29 protein-coding genes are annotated in these 25,363 nt (G+C 60.4%); 11 read left to right on the top strand and 18 right to left on the bottom strand.

All coding sequences use genetic code 11. The features are described from left to right. Nucleotides 1-99: 99 nt before the first annotated feature. Both IU397_RS11760 and IU397_RS11755 read right to left on the bottom strand, forming a co-directional pair. A complete protein-coding gene (locus IU397_RS11760; protein WP_204413734.1) occupies nt 100-555 on the bottom strand; it encodes an SRPBCC family protein in 456 nt (151 codons plus the stop codon). 3 nt (nt 556-558) lie between these two features. Beyond that, nucleotides 559-1,104, bottom strand: a complete 546-nt coding sequence (locus tag IU397_RS11755; RefSeq protein ID WP_204413733.1) for a TetR/AcrR family transcriptional regulator — start codon at nt 1,102-1,104, stop codon at nt 559-561. 60 nt (nt 1,105-1,164) lie between these two features. On the opposite strand from IU397_RS11755, the gene IU397_RS11750 reads away from it, so the two are divergent. Further along, nucleotides 1,165-1,536 carry a hypothetical protein gene (locus IU397_RS11750; protein ID WP_204413732.1) on the top strand — a complete coding sequence of 124 codons (372 nt, stop codon included), beginning with the start codon at nt 1,165-1,167 and terminating at the stop codon, nt 1,534-1,536. A gap of 5 nt (nt 1,537-1,541) precedes the next feature. Here the strand turns inward: IU397_RS11750 and IU397_RS11745 are convergent, their stop codons facing one another. Beyond that, on the bottom strand, nt 1,542-2,591 hold the full coding sequence (locus tag IU397_RS11745) for a quinone-dependent dihydroorotate dehydrogenase (protein ID WP_204413730.1): 1,050 nt from the start codon (nt 2,589-2,591) through the stop codon (nt 1,542-1,544). Next, on the bottom strand, nt 2,588-2,926 hold the full coding sequence (locus IU397_RS11740) for a DUF952 domain-containing protein (RefSeq protein WP_204413728.1): 339 nt from the start codon (nt 2,924-2,926) through the stop codon (nt 2,588-2,590). The genes IU397_RS11745 and IU397_RS11740 overlap by 4 nt, the downstream gene beginning before the upstream one ends. Nucleotides 2,927-3,062: 136 nt before the next feature. Here IU397_RS11740 and IU397_RS11735 point away from each other — a divergent pair, with 136 nt between their 5' ends. From IU397_RS11735 to gph, 5 genes are all read left to right on the top strand, one after another. Then, entirely contained in the window at nt 3,063-3,560 is a 498-nt protein-coding gene (locus tag IU397_RS11735) for a hypothetical protein (protein WP_204413726.1), read from the top strand. Nucleotides 3,561-3,664: 104 nt separating this feature from the next. Then, nucleotides 3,665-5,266, top strand: a complete 1,602-nt coding sequence (locus IU397_RS11730) for a bifunctional UDP-sugar hydrolase/5'-nucleotidase (protein WP_204413724.1) — start codon at nt 3,665-3,667, stop codon at nt 5,264-5,266. A gap of 2 nt (nt 5,267-5,268) precedes the next feature. Continuing rightward, the gene (locus IU397_RS11725) at nt 5,269-5,934 is read left to right on the top strand and encodes an SOS response-associated peptidase (RefSeq protein ID WP_204413722.1); all 666 of its coding nucleotides are present in this window, start codon (nt 5,269-5,271) and stop codon (nt 5,932-5,934) included. Nucleotides 5,935-6,115: 181 nt separating this feature from the next. Next, the gene (gene rpe, locus IU397_RS11720) at nt 6,116-6,793 is read left to right on the top strand and encodes a ribulose-phosphate 3-epimerase (RefSeq protein WP_204413720.1); all 678 of its coding nucleotides are present in this window, start codon (nt 6,116-6,118) and stop codon (nt 6,791-6,793) included. Beyond that, on the top strand, nt 6,790-7,446 hold the full coding sequence (gene gph / locus IU397_RS11715) for a phosphoglycolate phosphatase (RefSeq protein ID WP_204413718.1): 657 nt from the start codon (nt 6,790-6,792) through the stop codon (nt 7,444-7,446). The genes rpe and gph overlap by 4 nt, the downstream gene beginning before the upstream one ends. Before the next feature lie 231 nt (nt 7,447-7,677). Here the strand turns inward: gph and IU397_RS11710 are convergent, their stop codons facing one another. The 12 genes from IU397_RS11710 to IU397_RS11655 all read right to left on the bottom strand — a co-directional run bounded on the left by IU397_RS11710 (nt 7,678) and on the right by IU397_RS11655 (nt 20,040). Continuing rightward, on the bottom strand, nt 7,678-8,559 hold the full coding sequence (locus tag IU397_RS11710; RefSeq protein ID WP_204413710.1) for an MBL fold metallo-hydrolase: 882 nt from the start codon (nt 8,557-8,559) through the stop codon (nt 7,678-7,680). Between the two features lie 106 nt (nt 8,560-8,665). Then, on the bottom strand, nt 8,666-9,577 hold the full coding sequence (locus IU397_RS11705) for an ABC transporter permease (protein WP_204413708.1): 912 nt from the start codon (nt 9,575-9,577) through the stop codon (nt 8,666-8,668). Between the two features lie 71 nt (nt 9,578-9,648). Next, nucleotides 9,649-10,932: an ABC transporter permease gene (locus IU397_RS11700; protein WP_204413706.1), complete on the bottom strand. Its 1,284-nt coding sequence runs from the start codon at nt 10,930-10,932 to the stop codon at nt 9,649-9,651. Further along, a complete protein-coding gene (locus IU397_RS11695; protein WP_204413704.1) occupies nt 10,932-11,522 on the bottom strand; it encodes a YegJ family protein in 591 nt (196 codons plus the stop codon). Before IU397_RS11695 ends, IU397_RS11700 begins: the two co-directional genes overlap by 1 nt. Nucleotides 11,523-11,587: 65 nt before the next feature. After that, nucleotides 11,588-12,658: an ABC transporter substrate-binding protein gene (locus tag IU397_RS11690; protein WP_204413702.1), complete on the bottom strand. Its 1,071-nt coding sequence runs from the start codon at nt 12,656-12,658 to the stop codon at nt 11,588-11,590. Nucleotides 12,659-12,720: 62 nt separating this feature from the next. Beyond that, entirely contained in the window at nt 12,721-13,815 is a 1,095-nt protein-coding gene (locus tag IU397_RS11685; protein WP_204413700.1) for an ABC transporter ATP-binding protein, read from the bottom strand. 166 nt (nt 13,816-13,981) lie between these two features. Next, nucleotides 13,982-15,958, bottom strand: coding sequence for a thiamine pyrophosphate-binding protein (locus IU397_RS11680; protein WP_204413698.1), 1,977 nt, complete (start codon nt 15,956-15,958; stop codon nt 13,982-13,984). A gap of 33 nt (nt 15,959-15,991) precedes the next feature. Continuing rightward, nucleotides 15,992-16,258, bottom strand: a complete 267-nt coding sequence (locus IU397_RS11675; protein WP_370541667.1) for a hypothetical protein — start codon at nt 16,256-16,258, stop codon at nt 15,992-15,994. Next, the gene (locus tag IU397_RS11670) at nt 16,255-17,007 is read right to left on the bottom strand and encodes a hypothetical protein (protein ID WP_204413696.1); all 753 of its coding nucleotides are present in this window, start codon (nt 17,005-17,007) and stop codon (nt 16,255-16,257) included. The genes IU397_RS11675 and IU397_RS11670 overlap by 4 nt, the downstream gene beginning before the upstream one ends. Then, the gene (locus tag IU397_RS11665; RefSeq protein WP_204413694.1) at nt 17,004-18,059 is read right to left on the bottom strand and encodes a Rieske 2Fe-2S domain-containing protein; all 1,056 of its coding nucleotides are present in this window, start codon (nt 18,057-18,059) and stop codon (nt 17,004-17,006) included. The genes IU397_RS11670 and IU397_RS11665 overlap by 4 nt, the downstream gene beginning before the upstream one ends. Continuing rightward, on the bottom strand, nt 18,056-18,433 hold the full coding sequence (locus tag IU397_RS11660; RefSeq protein ID WP_204413684.1) for a hypothetical protein: 378 nt from the start codon (nt 18,431-18,433) through the stop codon (nt 18,056-18,058). The genes IU397_RS11665 and IU397_RS11660 overlap by 4 nt, the downstream gene beginning before the upstream one ends. Next, nucleotides 18,430-20,040, bottom strand: a complete 1,611-nt coding sequence (locus IU397_RS11655) for a glutamate synthase-related protein (protein WP_204413682.1) — start codon at nt 20,038-20,040, stop codon at nt 18,430-18,432. Before IU397_RS11655 ends, IU397_RS11660 begins: the two co-directional genes overlap by 4 nt. A gap of 418 nt (nt 20,041-20,458) precedes the next feature. Between IU397_RS11655 and IU397_RS11650 the strand changes: the two genes are divergently transcribed. Continuing rightward, complete coding sequence (locus tag IU397_RS11650; RefSeq protein ID WP_204413675.1) at nt 20,459-21,670, top strand: DEAD/DEAH box helicase; 1,212 nt, start codon at nt 20,459-20,461, stop codon at nt 21,668-21,670. 4 nt (nt 21,671-21,674) lie between these two features. Here the strand turns inward: IU397_RS11650 and IU397_RS11645 are convergent, their stop codons facing one another. After that, nucleotides 21,675-22,094: a RidA family protein gene (locus tag IU397_RS11645; RefSeq protein ID WP_204413674.1), complete on the bottom strand. Its 420-nt coding sequence runs from the start codon at nt 22,092-22,094 to the stop codon at nt 21,675-21,677. A gap of 6 nt (nt 22,095-22,100) precedes the next feature. Beyond that, nucleotides 22,101-22,742, bottom strand: coding sequence for a LysE family translocator (locus IU397_RS11640; RefSeq protein WP_204413673.1), 642 nt, complete (start codon nt 22,740-22,742; stop codon nt 22,101-22,103). Between the two features lie 313 nt (nt 22,743-23,055). On the opposite strand from IU397_RS11640, the gene IU397_RS11635 reads away from it, so the two are divergent. From IU397_RS11635 to tolR, 4 genes are all read left to right on the top strand, one after another. After that, the gene (locus IU397_RS11635) at nt 23,056-23,418 is read left to right on the top strand and encodes a hypothetical protein (RefSeq protein ID WP_204413672.1); all 363 of its coding nucleotides are present in this window, start codon (nt 23,056-23,058) and stop codon (nt 23,416-23,418) included. Nucleotides 23,419-23,680: 262 nt separating this feature from the next. Continuing rightward, nucleotides 23,681-24,076, top strand: a complete 396-nt coding sequence (gene ybgC / locus IU397_RS11630; protein ID WP_204413671.1) for a tol-pal system-associated acyl-CoA thioesterase — start codon at nt 23,681-23,683, stop codon at nt 24,074-24,076. A gap of 112 nt (nt 24,077-24,188) precedes the next feature. Beyond that, nucleotides 24,189-24,884 (top strand): protein TolQ, encoded by a 696-nt coding sequence (gene tolQ, locus IU397_RS11625; protein ID WP_204413670.1) that lies wholly within the window; start codon nt 24,189-24,191, stop codon nt 24,882-24,884. A 3-nt stretch (nt 24,885-24,887) separates the two neighbouring features. Next, the gene (gene tolR / locus IU397_RS11620) at nt 24,888-25,358 is read left to right on the top strand and encodes a protein TolR (RefSeq protein WP_204413669.1); all 471 of its coding nucleotides are present in this window, start codon (nt 24,888-24,890) and stop codon (nt 25,356-25,358) included. Nucleotides 25,359-25,363 lie beyond the last annotated feature (5 nt).

The following is a 25,363-nucleotide window of genomic DNA, read 5'->3' as shown; positions in this document are numbered from 1 at the left end:
GCTCGCGTGCTGGATCTACCGGGAGGCTACCGGAGGCAGACGATGGTGGGAAGGCATCCGCAGATGCCATGCAGAACCGATGCACAAACCATGCATATCCTATACATACGGACCGTTCGGTGGGTGTTGCAACAGACGGAGCCGGGGCTTGTGCCGGGCGCCGTAGACATAGCGCGCCCAGAGCACGAAGAGCGGGGTCAACAGGCCCGCATTGATGATGACGTGATCGGTCAGGGTGGCACCCGTTTCTGTCGGGGTCACGGTCAGTTCATGCTGCCAGCTTTTGACGCCCGCACCGTGTTCAAGGGATCGAAACATGCGGGCGGCGGGGTCACATTCGACCACATCCATATGGTAGGGTTGCGCTGGCAGGATCCCCAGTATGGATACCTGAACGCTGATCTTCTGACCCTGGGCGATCTGCCCCCCGGGCAGTCCGGTGAAGGTGGCGACGCCCTTCATGACCTCCGGAAACGAATCCAGATCGGTGGCCAGTGCCCAGACATCATCTGCGCTGGCGGGGTAATGGTGGGTCAGGATGATCGTCCGGGGCATGGATCAGCCCTTGGTGTTGGGAAAGAGCAGGCGGCAAATGTTGTCGGCGTGTCGGGCGATTTCGTCTGGATCGGCGGCGGGGGCCACGGCGCGACCAACATAGGCCCAGTGCAAGAGCAGCGCCGAGGCGCGCGCGATCTGCACAGGCTGACCCATTTGGCGGAAGGTCTGGTCAAGATAGCCGATGCGGAGGGTGTCGACCTCCGTCACGGCCTTGGCGACGGCCGGGGTGGCATTGGCCCAATGTCGCATCGCGGCCTCCAATTCCTGCGGTGTGGTGAGGGCGCGGTGGATCAGGTCCCTGATCTGGGCCGGACCGTCGGGCAGGTCCTTGAGATCGGCGATCACGGCCCCGGTGATTTGGGTGCGCCAGGCGGTCAGGAGCGCTTGGTTGAAGTCGTCGATATTCTTGAAATGCCAGTAAAAGCTGCCGCGCGAGACATTGAGCGCTTTGACCATACGGTCGGCTTTCAGGCCGTCGGGACCGGTTTGCTTGAGTGTGGCGAAGCCGTGGAGGATCCAGTCCTGCCGGGTCAGTCGATCTGTCATGGGTTGACAATACAGTGGTGTACGGTCTTTTCAATACAGAACTGTATGGAGAGGTCAAGCATGTTGATATTAGCGGCAATTCTGTTGTTTGCAGTTGGACTGATGCACAGCCTGCGTGGCGACCGGCACCTGATCGCGCCGATCTTGGCGCTGCCGGATCTGCCCATCATCTTGGGCAGTCGGCGCAATACTGAGCTGACCTTGCGGATCGGGTGGCATGTCACCACGCTGTTTTGGTGGATCCTGGGGGTCGTGCTGATTGTGATGCAGTTTCGCATCGCGGCAGCGCCCGATGTGCTTTTGTGGGGGATCAGCGGTGCCTGCGGTGTGACCGGCCTTGCCGCGTTGATCTTGTCGCGCGGCAAGCACATGTCCTGGGTGTTTTTCTTGCCGATTGCGGTGTTGGCCGGGGTCTCGGCGCTTTGGGCGTGACCCAATTAGGGCTGATCGGTGCCGATGGCGTGGGCCAGGCTCCCATGGCCGTCGCGGGCGGCCAGGTCGTCAAGCTCACGCGCGATCTGAGCGGCGAGGCCTAGGCCGTGATAGGCCAGCGCCGTGTAAAGCTGGACAGCGGTCGCGCCTGCCTTGATCTTGGCATAGGCGTCTTGGGCGGAACTGATACCGCCCACGCCGATCAACGGCAGCTTGCCATCGGTGAGGCGGTAGAGATCGGCCAGCGTTTGGGTGGATTTCCTGAATAAAGGTGCGCCCGAAAGGCCGCCCCGTTGGTTTTTATGCGGGCCATGCAGACCATCCCGGTCGAGCGTCGTGTTGGTGGCGATGATACCGTCGATCTGGCGGGCGAGGGCGGTTTCGGCGATGTCGGCCAGTTCCGCCTTGGTCAGGTCGGGCGCGATTTTCAGAAAGAGCGCGGGGCGGTTCGGCAGCGCGTTCCGGGTTTCGATGACCTGGGCGAGCAGCGCGTCGAGGGCGGCCTTGCCCTGCAGATCGCGCAGCGCCTCAGTATTGGGGGAGGAGACATTGACCGTGGCGAAATCCAGATGCGCGCCGCAAGTGGACAGGACGCTGGCATAATCGGCCGCGCGGTCGGTGCTGTCCTTATTAGCGCCGAGGTTGAGGCCGATTACCGCGGATTTCGGGCGGTGTTTCAGGCGGGCGGCCATGGCGGCGGCACCGGAATTGTTGAAGCCGAACCGATTGATGACGGCCTTGTCCTGCGGCAGGCGAAAGAGGCGCGGGCGCGGATTTCCGGGTTGGGGTTTGGGTGTGACAGCCCCAAGTTCAATAAAGCCGAAGCCCGCGCGGGACAGGGGCGCCATGGCGAGGCCATCCTTGTCGAACCCCGCCGCGAGGCCCACGGGGTTGGGTAGGTCGAGACCTGCGAGGCTGGTTGCAAGGCATGGAGATTTGATGGCATCCGGCAGCGGAACGAGGCCCCCCGACAGGGCCTTGAGCGCCAGACCATGGGCGGTTTCGGGATTGACGCTGCGCAGGACGGCGAGGCCTGCGCGTTCCAGCAGGCTCATACCACGCCTTCGGGGAAGATATGGCCGGTGGCGCCCAGTGGCAAGGATTTGTCCCACACCACATCGGCCAGGCTGAGCGGGCGGTAGAGATGCGGAAAAAGAGCGCCGCCGCGGGACGCCTCCCATTTCAGGGTGTCGCCGAGGCGGGCCGTATCCACTGCAACGAGCACAAGGTCGCTTTCGTCTGAGAAGTGCCTGGCCGCCGTCTCTGCCACCTGGTTGGAGGTCGACATGTGGATGTAGCCATCGGCTAGGTCGATGGGCGCGCCCTGGGTTTTGCCCCGGCTGCGCAGCTCCTCCCATTCCGGGCGGCGAAAGATCTTGAAGATTAACATGGGCTCGGTGTGCCCTTAACCCGGCGGGTGGTCAAGTTTGTGCTGTTCTGAGCTTGCCAGCATGTCTGTACGGATGTGAAACTAATATCTGGGGTCTAAACAAAGTAATAGGTGTTTGGTGGGTAGCATATATGACGTGAGCCAGGTCAAATCGTCATCGGATTGCGGATATTTCTGCGCGTACATCGCCGCGCAGGTGAATGCCGGTACGGATTGGCGAACGATCACGTACACGCCGCAAGATGTTTACGCCTTTCGAAATGCCCATGGTACAAAGTTTCACGGTCCGTCCCCCAAAGACTATGTCGGGATGAACTTCGCCACCGCGATGCCGCCTTTTTTGAAACTGGCCGGTGTGACCGGTTACCGTGTTCACAGCCTGATAAAGCAACCGGCCGGAACGACGTCATTTGATCTGTTGGCCAAGTATACTGAAAAACGGAAGCGGGATGTGACGTTTGTTGCATTGAATGCGATGAAGCACTGGATTTTACGGCTGCAATCGACACCAGAATATTGGACCTTCTACGATTCGGCTGCGGTTGTCTTGTCCGGTTCCCATGTGTTTCGGGTCAGACCTGAACTGGTGAAACAAAAGCTGGGTCCTTATTTTCAGAACATCGTCGTGCGATAGGGAGGAATAGGGTCAAACATCAGGCCGGAGCAAAGCGTATCTGGGTTTGACGTTTCTGCATGCGATGGACATTCTGGCCTGAACCAACTGGGGAGTCTTTCATAATGCCGATGCGTTTATTCACCTCTGCTCTTGCAATTGCGGCCTGTTCCAGCGCGGCTCAGGCCGAGTTCACATTGCATGTCTTGCATATCAACGATCTGCACAGCCGGATCGAACCGATCAACCGATTTGACAGCACGTGCAGCGCTGAAGACGATGCCGCGGGCGAATGCTTTGGTGGCGTGGCCCGGGTGGCGGCCAAGATTAACGAATTGCGTGATCAGCTGGTGGCCGATGGGCAGAACGTGATCGTGCTGGATGCGGGCGACCAGTTCCAGGGCAGCCTGATGTACACGACCTATAAGGGTGCGGTTGAGGCTGAGTTCATGGAGGCCATCGGGTTTGACGCCATGGCGGTGGGCAACCACGAATTTGACGACGGTCCGGCGGCGTTGCGCGCCTTTACGGATTTGGTGAATTTCCCGGTGATCTCGGGCAATCTTGATTTGAGTGGTTCGGCAGAGTTGAACGGCGAGATCGACAACCATGTGGTGCTGGAGGTTGGTGGAGAGAAGATCGGGATCATCTCGGCCCTGGCGACCAATACGGTTGAGACATCGAGCCCCGGACCGGATGTGGTGTTTCAGGACGAGATCGAGAGCCTGACGGCGGATGTGGCCACCCTTGAGAGCGAGGGGGTGAACAAGATCATCGCGCTGACCCATGTGGGGCTGGGCAAGGATATGGAGATTGCCGGGGCGGTGCCCGGTCTGGACGCCGTGGTGGGGGGGCATTCGCATACCTATCTGTCTGCCAGCGATCCCGAGGCAGCGGGCAAATATCCGACCATGGTCGACAATGGCAATGTGCAGGTGCCGGTGGTTCAGGCCTATGCCTATTCCAAGTACCTGGGGCACCTGGAACTGACGTTCAGCGATGATGGCGTGGTGACCGCGTCTGGCGGAGATACGATCCTGCTGGACGCGTCTGTGACCCCGGATGAAGGGATCGCGGCGCGGGTGGCCGAGCTGGCCGGGCCGATTGAAGAGCTGAAAGCGCAGATCGTATCGGAGGCGGCGGAACCCATCGAGGGGTCGCGCGAGGTTTGCCGTGCCGGGGAATGTCCCATGGGCAATCTGGTGGCGGATGCCATGCTGGACAGGGTGAAGGAACAAGGCGTGTCGATTGCCATCCAGAATGGGGGTGGTATCCGCGCCTCTATCGATGCGGGCGAGATCACGATGGGCGAAGTGCTGACGGTGCTGCCGTTCCAGAACACGCTTGCCACGTTCCAGTTGAAGGGGGCGGATGTGATTGCGGCCCTGGAGAATGGCGTGAGCGAGGTTGAGGATGGTGCGGGGCGTTTCCCGCAAGTCTCCGGCCTGAAGTACACCTGGGATGCCAGTGGGGCGCCGGGTGAAGGCCGTATCAGCGATGTGATGGTGGCGGAGGGTGACAGCTTTGTCCCGATTGACCCGGAAAAGGTCTATGGCGTCGTCACCAACAATTATATGCGCGGCGGTGGAGACGGCTATAGCGTGTTTTCGACCAATGGGATGGAGGCCTATGATTTCGGGCCGGGCCTTGAACTGGTTGTGGCCGATTACCTGGCGGATAAGGGACCCTATGCGCCTTACACGGATGGTCGTATCACCCAGAAATAGGAATGCCCGGTCGGTTTGTTCAGACCTTAACGGCCCGGGACAGTGCCGCCCGTTTTGGGGCGGCTCTATCCGACGGTCTGCCGGACGTTCCGCGCTACAACATTTGTCCGACCCAAGAGGTGATGGCGGTCGTGTCGGATGACGGGGTGCGGCGGCTGATATCGATGCGTTGGGGCTTTGTGCCCGCTTGGGCCAAGGGTTTGAGTGACGGGCCGCTTATGATCAATGCGCGGGCGGATACGATTGCCGAGAAGCCGGCCTATCGTGAGGCATGTCGTCAGCGGCGCTGCATCGTGGTGGCCAGCGGGTTTTACGAATGGACGCCTGAGAGCGATGGTGGCAAGGCGCCGTGGTATGTCTATCCGCGGAATCGAGACGTGGTTGCCTTTGCGGGGATCTGGCAGGATTGGGGGCCACCCGAGGCGCGGGTGACGACCTGTGCCATTGTGACGACGGAGGCCAATGCTGCCTTGTCGGTGCTGCATGACCGGATGGGCGTGACCCTGGCGCCGGAAGATTACGCGATGTGGCTGGGTGAGGCGGGCAAGGGTGCGTTTTACCTGATGAAGCCTGCACCTGAGGATCGGTTCGGCTATTACCGGGTTGGGCGTGAGGTGAACTCCAACAGGGCCGCGGGTGCGAGGTTGATCGAACCGCTGGATGGATAGCGCTCCCGCCCCTTTCGCCTTTGTGGCGAAAACTTTGGGGGTGGGGGTGTCCTGAACGGCGGCGGGGCCTGTGTCCCCACCTTCGTTCAGGACGTTTGGGACGCGGCCTTGTGGCCGCGACAGCCCTTGCGGGCTGGGAGGCAGGGCCGTAAGTCGGTCTGAAAATGTTCGGGAGAGTGGCATGTCTTTTGATCGGTCGGTGAAGATTGCGCCGTCTATTCTGGCCGCGGATTTCGCCAATTTTGGCGCGGAATGCCGGGCCGTCGAGGCACAGGGGGCGGACTGGATCCATATCGACGTGATGGACGGGCATTTCGTGCCCAACCTAACCTTTGGCCCGCCCATGTGCGCCGCCCTGCGGCCCCATATCCATACGGTGATGGATGTGCATCTGATGATCGCGCCGGTTGATCCGTTCATCGAGGCCTATGCCGCGGCGGGAGCGGATATACTGACCGCCCATGTTGAGGCAGGTCCACATATCCACCGGACGTTGCAGGCCATTCGCGGGGCGGGAATGCGGGCTGGTTTGGCGTTGAATCCCGGAACTCCCGCCGAGGCGGCGTTGGGGCTGTTGGATATGGTCGATCTGGTTTGTGTGATGACGGTCAATCCTGGCTTTGGCGGGCAGAGATTCATCCATTCGCAGGTGGAGAAAGTGCGCTCCTTGCGGGCGGCCATCGGCGACCGGCCTGTGCATATCGAGATTGATGGCGGTGTGGACCGGGAGACCGCGCCGCTGGTCGTGGAGGCCGGTGCGGATGTTCTGGTCGCAGGATCGGCGGTGTTTCGCGGGGGGTCGGTTGATGAGCCCGCAGCCTATGGCACGAACATGGCGGCGATCCGGGCGGCGATATGAATATCGTCTTTGATCTGGACGGGACCTTGGTGGATTCGGCACCGGATATTCGCGCCGCAGCCAATGGGGCGCTTGCGGACCGTGGCATTGCGCCCTTGACCATGGCGGAGGCCCGCGGCTGCGTGGGACACGGGGCTGCCGTTTTCATGGAGCGGGCACGGGGGTTGCGCGGTGTTGGCGCCGATTTGCAGACGCCCTTATTGGAGGCGTTTCTGGCGCGATATGAGGACGCGGTGGATCTGACACAGCCCTATCCCGGTGTGATGGCGGCCTTGGCGGGGTTCCTGGAGCGGGATGTGCCGATGGCGGTTTGCACCAACAAACCCATCGTGCCGACCCGGAATGTGTTGGCGCATCTTGGGTTGGACCGATTCTTTCCGGTCGTGGTCGGTGGTGATACGCTGCCGGTTCGCAAGCCTGACCCGTCGCCCTTGTTGCATGTGATCGACGCGCTGGGCGGTGGATCGATTTTGTATGTCGGCGACAGCGAAGTGGACGCGGAAACGGCTGACCGGGCGGGAGTGCCATTTGCGCTGTTCACGGAAGGGTATCGCAAGGCTCCGGTCGAGACACTGCCCCATGCCCATGCATTTGATCATTTTGATCTACTGCCGGGGATCGTCCGTCAGGTTGCGGCCGGGCCTGCGGTTTGATCGACAGGCAGTTCAGAGGAGATGTCGGAAGCCTCCGGCGGGAGTATTTGAGACAATAAGAAAGTGAATGCCGGGTTGCGATTTGCCGACGCGTTTTGAAAACGGAGCAGCCCTTTAGTGCCTAATTCAAGGCAACATGCTGTAATGTTTGGAAACCTTTGAGTTTACGCAGCATCAAGTGCCGCGCGTTTAACGCCAGTTGATTGGATCGCTGGCAGGGAGTTGCAAAACCTAGAGACCGTTGACCGGAACCTTCAGCATTGGATTGCCTTTCCGGTCCTTGGGAACTTCGCCGGCGCGCATGTTGACCTGCAGGGACGGGATGATCAGTTTTGGCATGGAGAGCTGGGCGTCCCGTTCGGTGCGGAAGGTGACGAAGTTTTCCTTGGTTTTGCCATTGCCGACATGGATATTGGCGGATTTTTGTTCGGCCACGGTCGTCTCCCACCCGATGGCGCGGCCACCGGGCCCGTAATCGTGGCAGATGAAGAGGCGGGTCGCGTCGGGCAGGGCCAGCACCTTTTGGATGCTGTCATAGAGATCTTCGGCCGAGCCGCCGGGGAAATCGCAGCGGGCGGAGCCGCCATCGGGCATGAAGAGTGTGTCACCGGCAAAGGCGGCGTCGCCCATGACATGGACCATGCAGGCGGGGGTGTGACCCGGTGTGTGCATGGCGAAACAGGTCATGGCGCCAACCTGGTAGGTGTCGCCATCCTGAAACAAGGCGTCGAATTGGGAGCCGTCACGCTGGAACTCGGTACCTTCGTTGAAAACTTTGCCGAAGGTTTCCTGCACTTCCGTGATTTTCGCGCCGATACCGATTTTTCCGCCGAGTTCCTGCTGGATATAGGGGGCGCCTGAGAGGTGATCGGCATGGACATGGCTTTCGATCACCCATTCCAGCCGCAGGTCATGGTTCCGGATATGGGCGATCAGCTTATCAGCGCTGTCATGGGTGATGCGGCCGGCGGCATAGTCGATATCCATCACCACGTCGATGATGGCGCAGGCGGGGCCATCGGGCTCTTGAGCGACATAGCTGATCGTGTTGGTGGCGGGGTCAAAAAAACCGGTCACGGAAGGTTTGACGGATAGATCCATAGGATAGGTCATGGCGATGCTCCGGGGTTGGCGACGTCCCTGTACAGAACATCGTCGTGCATCACGTCCAGATCAAGGAAAAATGTTCATGATCCAATGCGGTGGAGGGGTGTTTTCCTTATCCTGGCGTGAGGCCGCGCAGGCGTTCGGAACGGCGGCGCAGAACCTCGACCGTTGTCAGAAGGCCGATGGAGAAGATCACCAGGATCGTGGCAACCGAGAGGATGGCGGGACTGATCTGTTCCCGGATCCCGTTCCACATCTGGCGCGGGATGGTTTGCTGGTCGAAATCGGCGACGAAGAGGACGACGACGACTTCATCAAAGGACGTGACGAAGGCGAAGAGGGCGCCAGAGATCACACCCGGCAGGATCAGGGGCATGATGATGCGGAAGAACGTTGTGGTGGGAGACGCGCCCAGATTGGCCGCGGCGCGGGTCAGGGAGTGGTCGAAGCCCACCAAAGTGGCTGTCACGGTGATGATGACGAAGGGGATGCCCAGGGTCGCGTGGGCCAGGATCACGCCGGTATAGGAATTGGCCAGGCCCACATCGGAGTAGAAGAAGAACATGCCCGTTGCGACGATGATGATGGGCACGATCATGGGCGAGATGAGGATGGCCATGATCGTGCGCCGGTAGGGCATTTCCGGTCGCGAGAGGCCCAGAGCGGCGAGGGTTCCTAGAACGGTGGCCAGGATCGTGGCGAAAAAGCCAATGATGGCAGAGTTCTTGGCGGCCTTGATCCAGGCGGCATTGGCCCAGGCATCGGACCACCACATGCCATCGCGAGGCGCGCCCGGGTTTTGCATGCCGAAGGTCAGTAGGAGATCGTACCAGCGTGTAGAATAGCCCTCGGGGTCGAGGGTCAGCATCTTTTCGGTGAAGGTGAAATAGGGCTCCGCGTTGAAGCTTAACGGGATCACGACCAGGATCGGGGCGATCAGGAATATGAAGACCAGTGTGCAGATCACGAGATACGTGTAATGCCAGATCTTTTCGAGCGGGGAGGCGTGTTTGGGGAGGGCCATTTTGCACTGTCTGGGGGGCTAGCCCCCCAGACCCCCCAGAGTATTTTCGACAATAAGAAAAGGCATTTGGATCATCCGAGTTTCAGGTTGTCGATACCAACCAGGCGGTCGTAGAGCCAGTAGAGGGCGAGGACGCCTGCCAGAAGAAGTGCGGCGAGGGCTGCGGCCAGGGACCAGTTGAGGCTGTCTGTCATGTGAAAGGCGATCTCGTTGGAGATGAGGGTGCCTTTGGCGCCGCCGACGAGGGCAGGGGTGATGTAATAGCCGACGGCAAGTATGAAGACGAGGAGCGCGCCTGCTCCAATTCCCGGAACGCATTGCGGCAGGTAGATTCGGCGGAAAGCGGTCCAGCTTGTGGCGCCAAGCGATCGGGCCGCGCGCACGTAGGAGGGGTTGATCGTGCGCATGACCGAAAAGAGTGGGAGCACCATGAAAGGCAGCAGGATATGGGTCATGGCGATGACCGTTCCGATCTCGTTATAAATCAGTTGAACGCGACCGTTTGCGCCGACAATTCCGAGGGAGACCAGGATGTCGTTGAGCACGCCCTGGCTTTGGAGCAGGACGATCCAGCTGGTTGTCCGGACCAGGAGTGATGTCCAGAACGGCAGCAGGACCAGGATCATCAGCAGGTTTGAGTAGCGCAGAGGCAGGGTGGCCAAGAGATGCGCGATGGGAAAGGCCAGAAGGAAACAGGTGAGCGTAATGATAATCGACAGGGTCAGGGTGCGCGAGAAGAGCTTGACCCGGATCTGACGGTTTTCGGCGACGGCCACGATCTCTCCGGTCTCAGATCGGCGCATATCAAGGGCCGCGAGGTAGAAGTTCATCGTGTAAGGCGAGGCCGCGGTGCGCATGGCCTGCCATAGTTCGGGGTCGGCCCAGTCTTCGTCCAGATCCAGAACGGCTTCCTTGAACGGGGCCTCCAGCTTTGCGGCGCGGCGGGCTGATTTGGTGAAAAGCGAGCGGGTGCCCGGTACGTCATAGTTGATCCGCGTGCCGACCTCGCCCTGGCCCCGCAACTCCCTGAGTTGAATGAGATCTGATACCAGGGCCGCGAAGGCGGCTTCGTCTGGGACCGTTCCAATCTCGGTCTCGCGAAACCACACCTGCAGATTTACCATGATCGGGGTTTGGATCTTGGTTCCTTTATCCTCGTGGATGGTGAAATCCGGATTATAGACCGATTGGTGCAGCATCTGTCCGATCGGGAAGATGAAGGTGATCAGAACAAAGGCCAGAAGGGGTGCGACAAGGTAAAAGGCGCGTCGTTTCGCCTTCGATGCTGCCGATTTCAACGCAGCCTTCAGGGGTTGACCATCGGCGGTTGTCAAAAGGGTGGTGTCGGCCTGCATCAGCGATCCTTGGGGAGTGGGGCCAGGATCGCGGTGTATTTTGCCCGGTCTTCCTGTGACATCTGGGGGAGGATCACTCGAACTGTGTAGGTGCCGTGCATCTTGTCGCCAGACCGGAACATCCAATCGCTGATATCATTTTGTGTAAATTTAACCGGGTCGCCGCGATTGCCGTCGGTGTAATGCGGCTGGTTCGACAGGTTTCCTGAAAATTCCCCGGGTGCCGTTTGGCGGATGTTTTCAACCCAGATATGTTCGTGGCGATCCGTTCCATCGGCCAGGGCCGCCTTTAAAAGAAAGCCATTTGCACCGGCAGGTGCGCCCGCCATGGCAGTGAAGAACGGATCCAAGGAACGCCGCACATCGCTGATCGCTGTGTTCATGGCTGAGTTGTTGTCCTTGAACAGGTAGATCGGATCACCATCCTTGGCCGCTTGGCTCAGGCCAGGCGACGGGGTAAGGCTCACAAACAGCCATACCAGAGCGCGTGCCGGTAGCATCATGTGGCTTGTTGCCCGGGTGATCATACGCGCAATCCAGTAACCGTTCATGTCATCCTCAAAGGCCGAGGGGGAGTGCCAGAGGTCCAAAGGCCTCGGCCCCCGGTAGGGGCCGAGTATGGTCGTGTCGCCCCGCTTGCGGTGCGTCCGTTGGATTATTGCGCAAGCCACGCGTTGAAGCGTTCGCTCAGCTCGGTGTCGCGGTCGGCCCAGAACTCGAAATCATTGACCAGAGCATTGGTCAGGTTGGCTTCGGCCGTGGGCATATGTGAGGCCATTTCCGTCTTGCCATCTTGATACAGACCCACCAGCGCACCCGAAGATTTGCGTGCCGGGCCATAGCTGATCCATTTGGCCTGATCTGCAAGACGCTGGGTGTCGGTCGAGAACTTGATGTAGTCCAGCGCCAGCTCTTTGTTCGGTGCACCTTTCGGGATCACGAACAAGTCAAAGTCGAGGATTTGGCCATCCCACACAATCTCAAACGGTTGGTTTTCACTGACCGCGGCATTGAAGATCCGGCCATTGTAGGCGGTCGACATCGTCACCTCCCCATCGGCTAGTAGTTGCGGCGGCTGGGCGCCTGCCTCCCACCATACGATCTCGTCTTTGATCGTGTCGAGCTTGGCAAAGGCACGGTCCACACCTTCATCCGTTTCCAGCATGTCATAGACTTCGCCAGCCGGGACCCCGTCGGCCATCAACGCCATTTCTAGGTTGGCTTTGGCCGCTTTGCGCATGCCGCGTTTGCCCGGAAATCCCTCGAGGTCAAAGAAGTCGGCCATGGTGGTGGGCTCACCCTCAACCACGTCCGAGTTATAGGCATAGACCGTGGACCAGACGATGTTGGCGACGGCGCAATCGGTCAGGGCGCCTTCGATAAAGTCATCCTCGGGCGCCGTTCCATCGGGGGCGGCAGGCAGGGCCGATGTATCGATCTCTTCCAGCAGACCCTCGTCACACAGGCGCACCGCGTCGGAATATTCGACATCGGCAACATCGATGGTCACGTTGCCTGCCTCGACCTGGGCCTTGATCGGCGTGGCCGGGTTGTCGGCATCCACCATGACGATGTCTTTGCCCGTCTGCTCTGCGAAGGGTTTGTTGTAGGCTTCAATCTGGCTTGTACCGTAGGCGCCGCCCCAGCTCATGATCGTCAAATCGGCGGCAGATCCCATCGTCCCAAACGCTGTCAGCGCGGTGGTCAGGATAAGTGTTCGTTTCATAGTTCCGTCTCCCTTGGTTGTCGTCATGTCCCTTGAGGGTTGCAGCCCTTCTTGGATTTGTGTCAAAGCGGGTCTAGCGCCCGAGCATCCTCAGCGGCCCAGCCGACCTTGGTCAGCTCGCCAACCGAAAGCGGCACCTTTGCGGCCCCGTTCGGCAGTTTGACAATGAACTGATCATTGCCATGCACATCCATTCGACAGCGGATGTGATCCCCTAGATAAATCAACTCCAGCACGCGCGCATCGGTGCTGTTGGTCAGGTCATCGCGGCCCACGCTGACCCGTTCGGGCCTGATCGAGATTAGGGTCGGCTCGCCTTCTGACACGGCCTGCACCGCGAGGGCCTGGCAATGTTCGCCGTCGTTGAACTCCACATGGATTATGTCGCCCGACCGGCCCTTAACCGTGCCCGGCAATTTGTTGTTCTCACCGATGAATTGGGCGACAAAGCTATTGTGTGGCCGCTCATACAGATCATCGGGCGGGGCCAGCTGTTGGATGACCCCGTCATTGAACACGGCCACGCGGTCCGACATCGTCAGCGCTTCTGACTGGTCATGGGTCACGTAAACCACCGTAATTCCAAGATTTTCGTGCAGATGCTTGATCTCGTATTGCATATGTTCACGCAGTTGTTTGTCGAGCGCGCCCAGCGGTTCGTCCATCAATACAAGCGTCGGATCAAAGACCAGCGCCCGGGCCAGGGCCACGCGCTGTTGCTGGCCGCCGGATAATTGTGCGGGGCGGCGGGCGCCAAAGTCATCCATCTGCACCATGTTGAGCGCGCGCTTGACCTTGGCCTCCCGGTCGGTTTTGCTGATCTTGCGCACCTCCAGCGGAAAGGCGAGATTTTCGGCCACCGTCATATGCGGGAATAACGCGTAGTTCTGGAACACCATCCCGATGCCGCGCTTGTGCGGTGGGATATTATTGATCTCGCGCCCATCCAGCCGGATTTCACCATGTGTGGCTGTCTCGAACCCGGCCAGCATCATCAGGCAGGTGGTCTTGCCAGAACCCGAGGGGCCGAGCATGGTCAGAAATTCGCCCTTGGGCATCGACAGGTTCAAGTCTTTGACGACCAGCGTCTCACCATCGTAACTCTTTTGCACACGTTCGAATTCAACGAACGCGTCAGCGCTTGATACATTGCCCAACGGGGGCTCCCTGTCTGACCGGGCTTTTTCGCACCCGTTGGCAAGAGTAGAACGTGCCGTGATAAAGGTTTCAAGCGCTTTGGCTCAAAAACCGGGCAAAAAGGGTCGATTGGCCAAATACGCCGCTTTTACAGGTCTGGCCGACTATTTCGTCGTCGCTTGCAGTTCAAATGAGTTCGGGATCGGCCATGATCTCAACCAGTGCAGGGCCGTCGACGGCCAAGGCCGTGACCAGGGCCTCTTCGACATCGGCACTGTTGACCACCTTTTGGCCGTGGGCGCCGCAGATCTTGGCGAATGCTGCGAAGGACGGGTTATGGAGGCCCGTCTCCCAGACAGGCCATTCACCCGCGCGCTGTTCTTTCGAGATTTTGCCCAGCTCGCCGTTATGCAAAAGGATATGGGTGATATCCATGTCGTGTTTGACAGCCGTCGTCAGCTCCATCGGATACTGGCCGAACCCACCATCACCGGAGATCGAGATGACCTTGCGGCCTTTGAACGCGTCCAGATCGCGGGTCGCGGCCCATGCCCCCATGGCCGCCGGAAAACCAAAGCCGATAGACCCCAGATAACCCGACATCAAAACGCGCTGGCCCTTGGTCTCGAAATACCGGCCAAAGGAATAGGTGTTGTTGCCGACATCGACAGCGATGATCGCATCGAGGGGTGCGACCCGGCTGAGCGCATCGAAGACGGCAAAGGAATGGACGCCTTTGTCGGTCTCCTCGGCCATGCGGGATGTCTTTTCGTCCCGCCAGATCTGCCAGCGCTCTGCCAATTCCGCGATCTGATCAGGGGCGTCCGCATGGCGTTTGGCCAGTGGGGTCATGGCCGCACAAAAAGCGCCCAGTTCCGACCACACGGGAAGGGCGACCGGGTGGAACTTGCCCAGCTGCATCCGCTCGTAATCCACCTGGATGATCGGTTTCGACCGTTCGATCCCCGTATGGTTCGAGAATGAGGTGCCTAAGGATATGATCAGGTCCGCCTCGTTCATGAACCAGCTCGCGATGGGTGTGCCCGACCGGCCGAGGACGCCCGCGGCATTGGGGTGGCTGTCGGGGATCACACCTTTGCCTTTGAACGTCGTCAGCACCGGCGCAGCCAGCGCCTCTGCCAAGGCGATGATCGGGGCGCGGACCTCCCACGCGCCGTGGCCGATGACAAAGATTGGGCGTTTGGCGGCGTTGATCATCGCCACGGCCGCGGCGACATCTTCATCGCCGGGTTTGACCACGGCGCGCCCCATGCGGCCCTCGGGCTTTGCTGCTGGTGCGTCACTGGAGATCGTCTGCACGTCATCGGGGAAGATCAGGTGTGCCACGTCCCGTTCGACCAGTGCATTTTTGCAGGCCAGCGATACCAGCTCTGCATGGTCGGACGTGGTCAGCACGGGTTGAGAAAAACGGGATACGGCCTGAAACGCGGAATGCAGGTCGATATCCTGGAATGCACCGGGGCCAAAGACTTGGGTTTGCACCTGTCCGGTCAGGGCCAGGACGGGCGCACGGTCGACCTTGGCGTCCCAGAGGCCGGTCATCAGGTTGGTGGCACCCGGCCCGGCAATCGTCAGGCACGCGGCGGGGGTGTTCGTCAGTTTGCCGTAGGCAGAGGCAGCAAAGGCCGCCGCCCCCTCATGCCGGATGCCAATGAAGGACATGTTGCCCGCCTCTGTCTGGAGGCGGATCGCATCAGCTAGGCCCAGATTCGAGTGGCCCACCATGCCAAAGACGGTTTTGACGCCCCAGTTGACCATCGTTTCGGCCATGACATCGGTCACGGTGCGTTCATGGGGTGCGGCAGGCTCCAGGCCCACGAAAATTTCCTCCTCGCGCAGCTCAACCGGATAGGTCGTCTGGCCGGTATCCTCATGCCCGCCCGGTGGTGCGCCGGTGATCGGGTCGAAATCCCAACCATGCCAGGGGCAGCGGATCCAGCATTGCCCCTCAACCCCACGCTCAATGGAACCTTCACCCAAAGGGCCACCCTGGTGGGGGCAGTGATTGTCCATCGCGGCCCACTGCCCGTCAAAATGGGACAGGCAGATCGAGACGGTGCGAGCGGTAACGGTTTTTACACGGCCTTCGGGCAGATCGCTGGTCTTGCCGACGCTGATCCAGTCCAGATCGGTGTCACTCATGGGTGTCTCCCTTTTTGGCATCGTGCAAACGGTTCAGCCGTCGTCGCGTTTGAACAGGTCAAAGAGTTTTTGCAGGAGGGTCAGCACCAGAAACGCGCCCACGGCCCAGATCAGCAGGTCATATTCGGTGAAATCACTGCCACGCAGCCAGCGCGTTACAAGGCCCCCCTGCGGGCGCAGGGCTTCGATGCCTAAGAGGCCGTCGCGTGGCCAGAGCGACCAGCCCCAAAAGCGGGAAATGTAGTAGAGGACCGCGCCGGCCAGCGTGGCAACGGTCAGGCCGAGGATGCGACCGATCACGGCAAAACCTCAATTGTCGTGGGGTCCATTGCAAAGACCAACAGGTCACCGTGGCGCGTGATCTCGCCTTCGACCGAGATGTATTCGGCCATCGCGTCATAGCCTTCCTGCGGCATCACCCCCCCGTCCGGGCCAGTCAGCATAAGGAAGTCAGACCCTTCGACAGGTTGAGAGGAGACAAAGACCGGCGGGATCTCCCCGGCGACACACAGGTTGGCGCAGGCCCGGTGGGCCAGACCGCGGCCCGGGCGCATGATCCCAGCATAGCATTTGCCATCGCAGATCTCTCCTGCCAGCTTCCAACGACCCAACGGCTTGGGTCTGGGCACGGCGCCATTTCCGTCGGCGGCTTGCAGGCCATTATTGCCGCCGCGCAGCTGCACCATGTCCAATTCGCCGCGTTCCAAAAGCAGGCCAGAGACCTGCACCACTTGTCCCTCCAAGGGGGCTGCGCGACCGACGGCACCGTTCTTGCCCCCGCTCGACAGTATCAGCGTTCGGCCCGTGGGGATCCGGTCCGTGCCTTGCGTAACATGTATCACGGGGTATCCGATCATTTCGACGACGCCCGTCACCGTCTGGCGGCCTTGGCCTGCGCCGGGGCCGGGATCGTCTTGTGTGGATCCGATCAGCAGGCCGGTCGCGCCAAAGATCACCACGAACGATACGATGCTGACGATGAGGAACAGACGCAGGTCCGGCGGGGCGGGCAGGTATCCTACGAAGAAAGGCTTTTTCGGGTCGCTCATGCCAACACCTCCTGCGGGACGGGGACCGGGTCGACGGGCGTACCCGGCGGGTTGGCGACCGGGTTTACCATGACGCTGCTGCCGTGGAGCCGGATGTCATAGGTTGGGATCTTTTCGGTGAACGGCGCGGGTGAGCGGCCGTTGCGCACGTCATATTGAAAGCCGTGCCAGGGGCAGGTGACCAGACAGTCGATCACCTTGCCCTCACCCAAGGGTCCGTTCTGGTGGGCGCAGGCATTGGAGATAGCCGATAGCAGCCCGTCTTGCCGGAATACCGCCACCCGGTCGCCGCCTGGCAGCCGCGCGATCTTGGCAAAGCCTTCGGTGATGTCATGCGCGTCGCAGATGCGGACCCAATCGGTACCTTCGGCCCGGGTATCGCTGCCGCGTGTCTCGGAAAACGCGGCCAGCAGGTGCAGGGTGGCGACAGCCAGCGATCCGATCAATACGATCCAAAGGAAGGTCACGTTCTGCGCGTCCAGCAACACCCCCAGCGCGACATGGGCCACCACGGCGGCATAGGCGGGGTAGATCAGGTAGTGCAGGCGCTTCCACACCGGCGGGGTCAGGAATTTCATCCAAAAGTCATGGCTGGTCGCCGACAGGATCATCAGGACGATCAAGGCAAAGACCCCAAAGATCTCAAACGGAAATCCCAGCGCCTGGCCGAAATCAGTGTTCGCAGACAGGACGGCCACGTATTTGTTGGTGGGCGAGAAGTTGAAATACCAGTCGATGATGAAACTGGCATGGGTGATTGCCACAAAGACGGTCATCACCCCGAAATGACGGCGATTATAAAGCAGCGGCAGAAAACGCTGGTCCAACCGTGCCAAGGGCCCGATGCACAAGATCACCGTCAACATCACAAAGGCGCAGGCCCCAAAGGCGCGGCCGTTATGAATGGGCGCGTTGATGGGGCGTTCATGGCTCAGCAGACCCGGGGCCAGTTCGACGAAGATCCAGAGGAATAGGGCGACCCCGGCCAGCATGACAGCGTCGTAGATCCACTTGTTGCGGTTCCATTGGACGGGGACGTATTTGACACTCATTCGTTTGCCTCCCCTGGTGCGGAAAGGCGTTCGGGTGCGATATCGGCGGGCCAAGTCTGGCGATTGCTGAGGCCCAGGAACAGCGCTGTTCCGATGCCCGCAGCCATCAGGATCGCGGCGACCAGGTGGCTGGCGCGCGGTGGGCGATAGTGTTTTGACCAGATCTCTCGTCCCGCCTCCAGTACGTACCACCGCCACAGGACCAGCGGCCAGATCAGCAAGATGGCGGGAACCAAGAGCGGGCGAAAGATGTAGGCCCCCCGAGCATCTTCATCGATCCGGTCGATGCCAATGAACAGAAACGCGACCGAGATCATGGCGCCAATGATCAACCACCAACGGACGAGGAGCAGGATGGTTTCGGCCCCGCTCACGCTATACCCCCGAACCTGACGCCCGAGATATCAGCCATATCCTTTTTCCAGGTGGTCAGATCCGCGTGGTTAAACTTCGACAGGTGATCGTGGCCACAGGCGCGGGCCATGACCTGCATCAGTTCAACGCTGGCCTCAAAGAAGTTGGTCAACTGCCGCGCTGATTTCTCAACCACCAACCGGTTGACCAAGTGCGGTTTCTGGCTGGCGATGCCCACGGGGCAGTTGTTGGTGTGACAGGCGCGCATGGCGATACAGCCGATGGCTTGCATCGCGGCATTGGACAGCGCGACCGCGTCCGCCCCAAGGGCCAGCGCCTTGATGAAATCAGCCGGTTTTCGCAGGCCACCGGTGATGACAAGGCTGACATCGCGGCGCTCCAATCGGTCCAGATGCCGCCGGGCGCGTGCCAGCGCGGGGATCGTCGGGACCGAGATGTTGTCGCGGAAGATGATCGGTGCTGCCCCGGTGCCACCCCCACGGCCATCCAGGATGATGTAGTCGACCCCGACCTCCAGCGCCGCATCGATATCCTTTTCGACATGCTGGGCAGACAGCTTGTAGCCAATGGGGATGCCGCCTGTCCGGTCGCGCACCTCATCGGCGAAATCTTTAATCTGGCGCGGCTCGGTCCAGTCGGGAAAGCGAGGTGGAGAGATTGCGTCCTGCCCAGGCTTAAGCCCGCGCACTTCGGCAATCTTGCCATCAACCTTGTGACCGGGCAGGTGGCCGCCCGTGCCGGTCTTGGCCCCTTGGCCGCCCTTGAAGTGAAAGGCCTGCGCCTTGGCTAGCTTGTCCCAGTCGAACCCGAACCGGGCCGAGGCCAACTCATAGAAGTAGCGGCTATTGGCTTCCTGCTCCTCTGGCAGCATACCGCCTTCGCCAGAGCAGATACCGGTGCCTGCGAGTTCCGCCCCGCGTGCCAAGGCGATCTTGGCGGGCTCTGACAACGCACCAAAGGACATGTCCGAGACGAAAAGCGGGATCCTCAGATGCAGTGGCTTTTGCGCATTGGGGCCGATCACGACGTCGGTGCCGACAGCGTCATCCTCCAGCAAGGGAACCTTGTGCAACTGCGCGGTCAGCAATTGGATATCATCCCAGTCCGGCAATTCCACACGCGGGATGCCCATCGCATCGACCACCCCGTGATGGCCCGTCTTTGACAGACCGTCGCGGGCATATTGCTGGATCAGGCCGGTATAGGTCTCTTCCTTTTCGCCATGGGACGGATCGGCATAGAGGCCCAGATAAGCGTCGCGGCTATAGGGTTGGGGGTTTTTCAACGCCCAGGCGGCAATCTCATCGGCATCCACCAGAACGTCATCGCCATCGACCCAACTGGCAAATTTGGGCAATGCTTCGTCATTGGCATATTCGGAGACGCCGCTATCTAGCCGGTAGTCCCAGTCATGAACACCGCAAATCAAGTTATCGCCCCGCACGAACCCATCGGCCATCAGTGCGCCCCGATGCAGGCAGCGCCCGTAAAAGACCGAAATCTCATGATCAAAGGCGACAACAACTAAATCGACTTCGCCGACCAAAGCGTATTCGGGTGTGCGGTCTTTCAGATGGCTACGCTTGGCGATAGCTGTCTTGTTCATATCGGTCCCTTCTGGTGGCCTGTCCTGACCTTGGGGCAATCTTGCATGACTCCGGCCCAGGCAAAAAGCGCTATCGGCTATTTGAATCATCACAATTGCCTCGGTTGGACGGGTTAACGTGCAAATCTTCATCAAATGGATTGGTCAGAACGCTTGACTTTATGGGGCAAAGCCACGATGTCAGGCTCAAGCGCTCGTCTTCTGCCGCGTGAGCAGATCGGCCCTAACAACCCGGGCCAACTAGCGCAGTTACCACCGTTCCCACATCACGCAGGGGGGCCACCGCGTTGGCGGGCCTCGGACAATTCGGTCCCGGCTTTTGTCGCAGCGCAACCCTGACGTCTCGCGGACCCGGCAACCGGGCCCGCTTTTTATGTTTTCCGGGTCGCAGGACGGCCCGCCCGAAAGGATTATCCTGATGGATTTCGATATGCTGGGCCTTGCGCCCCGACTGACTGCAAAACTGACCGAACTTGGCCTGACCGAACCGACCTCGATCCAGGCGCAGGCCATTCCCCATGCCATGAACGGCCGCGATGTTATGGGGCTGGCTCAAACCGGCACCGGCAAAACAGCCGCCTTTGGTTTGCCGTTGCTGGACGCGCTGCTGAAAGTGGGCACCAAGCCGCCCGCGCGCACCGTGCGTGCCCTTGTGCTGGCCCCCACGCGGGAACTGGCCAAACAGATCACCGACAACCTGGCCAGCTTTACCAAAGGCAGCCATCTGAAGGTCGGTCTGGTCGTAGGCGGCATGTCCATCAATGCGCAGATCAACCGGCTGGCCCGCGGCACGGATCTGCTGGTCGCCACACCTGGCCGCCTGATCGATCTGTTGGACCGCAAGGCTGTTGATCTGAGCCAGACCCGCTTTCTGGTATTGGACGAGGCTGACCAGATGCTGGATCTCGGCTTTATCCACGCCCTGCGCCGCATCGCCAAAGTGCTGTCGCCTGAGCGTCAGACAATGCTTTTTTCCGCGACAATGCCCAAGCAGATGGCCGAGCTGTCCGAAAGCTACCTGACCGATCCCGTGCGGGTTGAGGTAGCGCGGTCCGGCAAGGTGGCCGACAAGGTCACACAAGAGGTGCATTTCGTGGCCCAAGGCGACAAGACCGCGTTGTTGATCGACAAACTGGACGTCCACCGCGATGCCTTGGCGCTGGTCTTTTCGCGTACCAAACATGGGGCGGAGCGGCTTATGAAAAACCTCGACCGCGCCGGTTTCGCCGCAGGCTCGATCCACGGAAACAAAAGCCAGGGCCAGCGTGACCGCGCGATCAAAGCCCTGCGCGAAGGGAAGATCCGGGTGCTGGTCGCCACGGATGTGGCCGCCCGCGGCATCGACATCACGGGTGTCGAATATGTTTACAACTACGACCTGCCGAATGTGGCCGAGAACTATGTCCACCGCATCGGCCGTACGGCACGGGCCGGTGCCTCGGGCACGGCCATCGCGTTTTGCGCGGAGGCCGAGATGGGCGAGTTGAAATCCATAGAAAAACTGATGAAGGCGGCGATCCCCGTCGCCAGCGGCACCCCGTGGGAAAGCGCCAAGCCCGACCGCAAGCCGCGTCCCCAACAACGCCGCCGCCGTCCCGCCAACCGCAACCGGGGCCGCAAAGCCGCCTGATCCGTTACCCCGGCATGCGAAAGCGTGTGTCGGGGATGACCGCAACGGGCGTCAGTTCCACCAGAAAATCGAGATGCCCCAGCCCCGCTACCATGACGGAGGTGGAGGCGGGGCCCTGAGTTTGCCCAAACATGCGCAGCCGGATGGCCTGGATGATGGGGAGCTGATCGCGGTCGGTGAAATAGGTGGTCAACGACACGATATCGGCTAACTGACCTCCGACCTGCTGCAACAGCGCCTCGATATTTGCGAAACACCGCTGCGTCTGCGCAGCGATATCACCGGTGCCAACAATGCGCTCCTGTGCATCCCACGCGACCTGACCCGTCAGATGGACCATCTGCCCCGCAGGCTGCACGACACCCATTTGAAGCCCGCGGCCTTGGGATTGCCAGACATCGGGAGAGGCGAAGCCGGTTACCATTTGAAGTCAGGCGCGGCTGGTGAGTAGTTTAAAACCGGCAAAGGCAAAGAATGCGCCCAGGGTGATCTGGATATAGCGTCGAGCCCCGCCATAGATCCGCACCATGATCGGGGTCGAGAACGCGACCGCATAAAGAACGTGGAACAGGATCGATAAAGCGAAGGTGCCCAACACGATGGTCACGGCCACCCAAAGCGGGGCGTCCGGTTGCAGCCCCAGGGAGATGATGGCGATCCAGGATAAGGCGGCCTTGGGATTGGTCATTTGGATTGTGTAACCCCGCAGCGCGTAGCCGAAGGAAGAGCGCGCACCACCGGCCAGCGTCGTTGCCTCAATACCATGGGCCGATGCTGCCGCCCGAAAGGCCTTGTATGCCAACCACAGCAGATACAGGCCCCCGGCGATCTTGATGGCCGTCAGCGCCACTGCGTAACTGGCCAGCAACGCGGACAGTCCGGCCGCCGTCAGGACCGCCCAGGTGAAGGATCCCACAGCCACCCCCAATGCCAGCGCGATACCGGATTTCCGACCCATGGCCATCGACGTGCCCATCACGGCCAGCACGTTGGGGCCCGGGCTTGAGATCCCGAGCATAAAGGCGCTATAGGCCAAAAGGATGCCCGGCAGATAAAGTGCTATATCGGTCATGAACTGTCCCTGTCTTGCGTGTTCTTAGGTCGTTCTACCCTTCACAGCGGGATCTGACGACAGATGTTCGACCTATAGCCGATCACTGCTGTCAAACCTGACATCTCGCCGCCGTCTCAGGGGCATATGATGCATGCGGACAGCTTTGATATCGATCAGTATTTGATCTGCGATCAATTTCCGCGCGACGCGCAATTGCCGTTAACCCCGGTATGCTCTGCCGGGACGGACACTATGATCTACTGGCTGGGACCGGAGTTGTCTGTGCGCGTACCGCGCCGACTTGGGTCGGCCCGTCTGGTTGAAAAGAAATATGATTGGCTGCCTCGACGGGGAACCTGCGGTGATGGAGGTCATCGCCGACCCCAGCCAGGCGGCCACCATCTTGGGCCGGTTGATCACCGCCTTGCACAAGGTAGATATCGCGGATGCGCCACGGAGCGGCTCCGCGAACCACCATTGCGGTGTGCCGTTGATCCAGCGCGATGATCTGGCCCGCAAAGCAATTCATGGGTTGCGTGGTATCTTTAACAGCGCGGCGTTGACGCGAGCGTGGGAGGCCGCTTTGTCGACCCCGCCCTGGACCGGCGCACCGGTATGGCTCCGTAGCGATCTGAATGGGGGCAACCTTCTGTCCCGCCGTGGCCCTCTGATGGCAGCATGGATTTCGGATTGATGGGCGGGGGCGACCCGGCTTGTGACTTGCTCACCGGCTGGTGGTATCTGTCGACTGCTACGCGCCCGACCTTCCGCGCCGCCCTTACGGTCGATGATCATACCTGGAACCCGGGCAGGGGATGGGCGCTCTCGACCGCTGTCATCGCGCTTGATTACTATATCGACACAAATCCCACGCTCGCCGCCACCACATACCGGCCATCGAACAGGTCCTTACCGATCACGCTGGACCCCGCTTTGCCAGCGGTTAGGGTACGCGCATGGCCACCTACACCCACACCTTGCGCGTCTACTACGAAGACACCGATATGGGTGGCATCGTCTATTACGCCAATTATCTGAAATTCATCGAACGGGGCCGATCGGACTGGGTGCGGGCCATCGGGATGGACCAGAATGCCATGAAAGACGACCACGGCATCGTTTTTGTGGTCCGCCGGGTGGAGGCTGAGTATCTAGCGCCTGCACGCCTTGATGACGTGTTGACGGTTGAAACGCAGCTGTCTCAGGTCAAAGGCGCGCGCTTTACCATGGATCAGCGGGTGCTGCGCGCCGAACAGCCGTTGTTCACCGCCAAGGTCGACATCGCTATCATGACCCTTGCTGGAAAACCCACCCGCCTTCCGGCAGAGATCCGCGCATTGCTCACACCATAATACCTGCCTTTGGGGAATGACGCCTTCGTGTTGGCATTCTGCTGCGAAACAGGGTAAAAGCCCCTAAATGAAGGGTGCAAAGAACACCCGCACACTAGGTAACGAGCAGGCTATGGAAACCTCTACCCTCGCTGCGGCGCAGGAGATTGACTTCTCCTTGTGGGCCCTTTTCATCCGCGCGACCTTCACGGTCCAGGTTGTAATGATCATGCTGACAGTGGCCTCATTCTGGGCCTGGGCGATCATCATCGGTAAAATCATCATGTTCCGCGCCGCCCGGCGGGAGGCGAACCGGTTCGACGGTGCCTTCTGGTCGGGCGAGCCCTTGGACGAATTGTTTGACAAGATCGGGGCAGATCCCAACGGTCAGAGCGAAAAGATCTTTGCCGCCGGCATGACCGAATGGCGCCGCAGCCACAAATCTGATGGCGGATTGATCGCGGGTGCCACGGCCCGGATCGATCGGTCGATGGATGTGGCCATCGCCAAACAGGCTGAAACGCTTAATGGCGGGCTGTCTTTCCTGGCAACCGTCGGCTCCACCGCGCCGTTCGTGGGTTTGTTTGGCACAGTCTGGGGCATCAAGCACGCGTTTGAGCAAATCGCCATTGCCCAGAACACCAACCTGGCCGTCGTCGCCCCCGGTATCGCAGAGGCGTTGTTGGCCACCGCGCTAGGTCTTTTGGCGGCGATCCCCGCGGTGGTCTTTTACAACAAGCTCAGCGCCGACAGTGATCGGATCATCGGCGGCTATGAAAGCTTTGCTGATGAATTTGCGACGATCCTGTCGCGCCAGTTGGACAGTTAAGCCATGGGCGGCGGAGTGGTTCAGAAATCCGGCGGCAATCGGCGGGGGCGGCGCAAATCCCGCCCCGCCGCGATGTCCGAAATCAACGTGACGCCGTTTGTCGACGTCATGCTTGTCTTATTGATCATCTTCATGGTCGCGGCCCCGCTGTTGACGGTTGGTGTGCCGGTCGAACTGCCCAAAACAGCCGCCCAGGCTCTGCCAACCGAACAGGAAGAGCCGCTGACAATAACGGTGACCGCCGAAGGCACCGTCGCCATCATGACGACTGAAACGGATGAGGCCGATCTGATCCCCAAGCTGCGGGCCATCGCGGCGGAACGCGCGGATAACAAGGTCTACCTGCGCGCCGATGAAAGCGTGCCCTATGGCCGGGTTGCCACCATCATGGGGGCGCTCAATCAAGGTGGGTTCAACGATATCGGCCTTGTCACCGATACAGGCGGGCCGCGTCTTGACGGGCAGGGCGGGTAACCCCC

The sequence above is a fragment of the Actibacterium sp. 188UL27-1 genome, assembly GCF_016901225.1.
Classification (GTDB): Bacteria; Pseudomonadota; Alphaproteobacteria; order Rhodobacterales; family Rhodobacteraceae; genus 188UL27-1.
The sequence above is the reverse complement of the archived record's forward strand: the minus strand, read 5'-3'. Positions and strand labels throughout refer to the sequence as shown.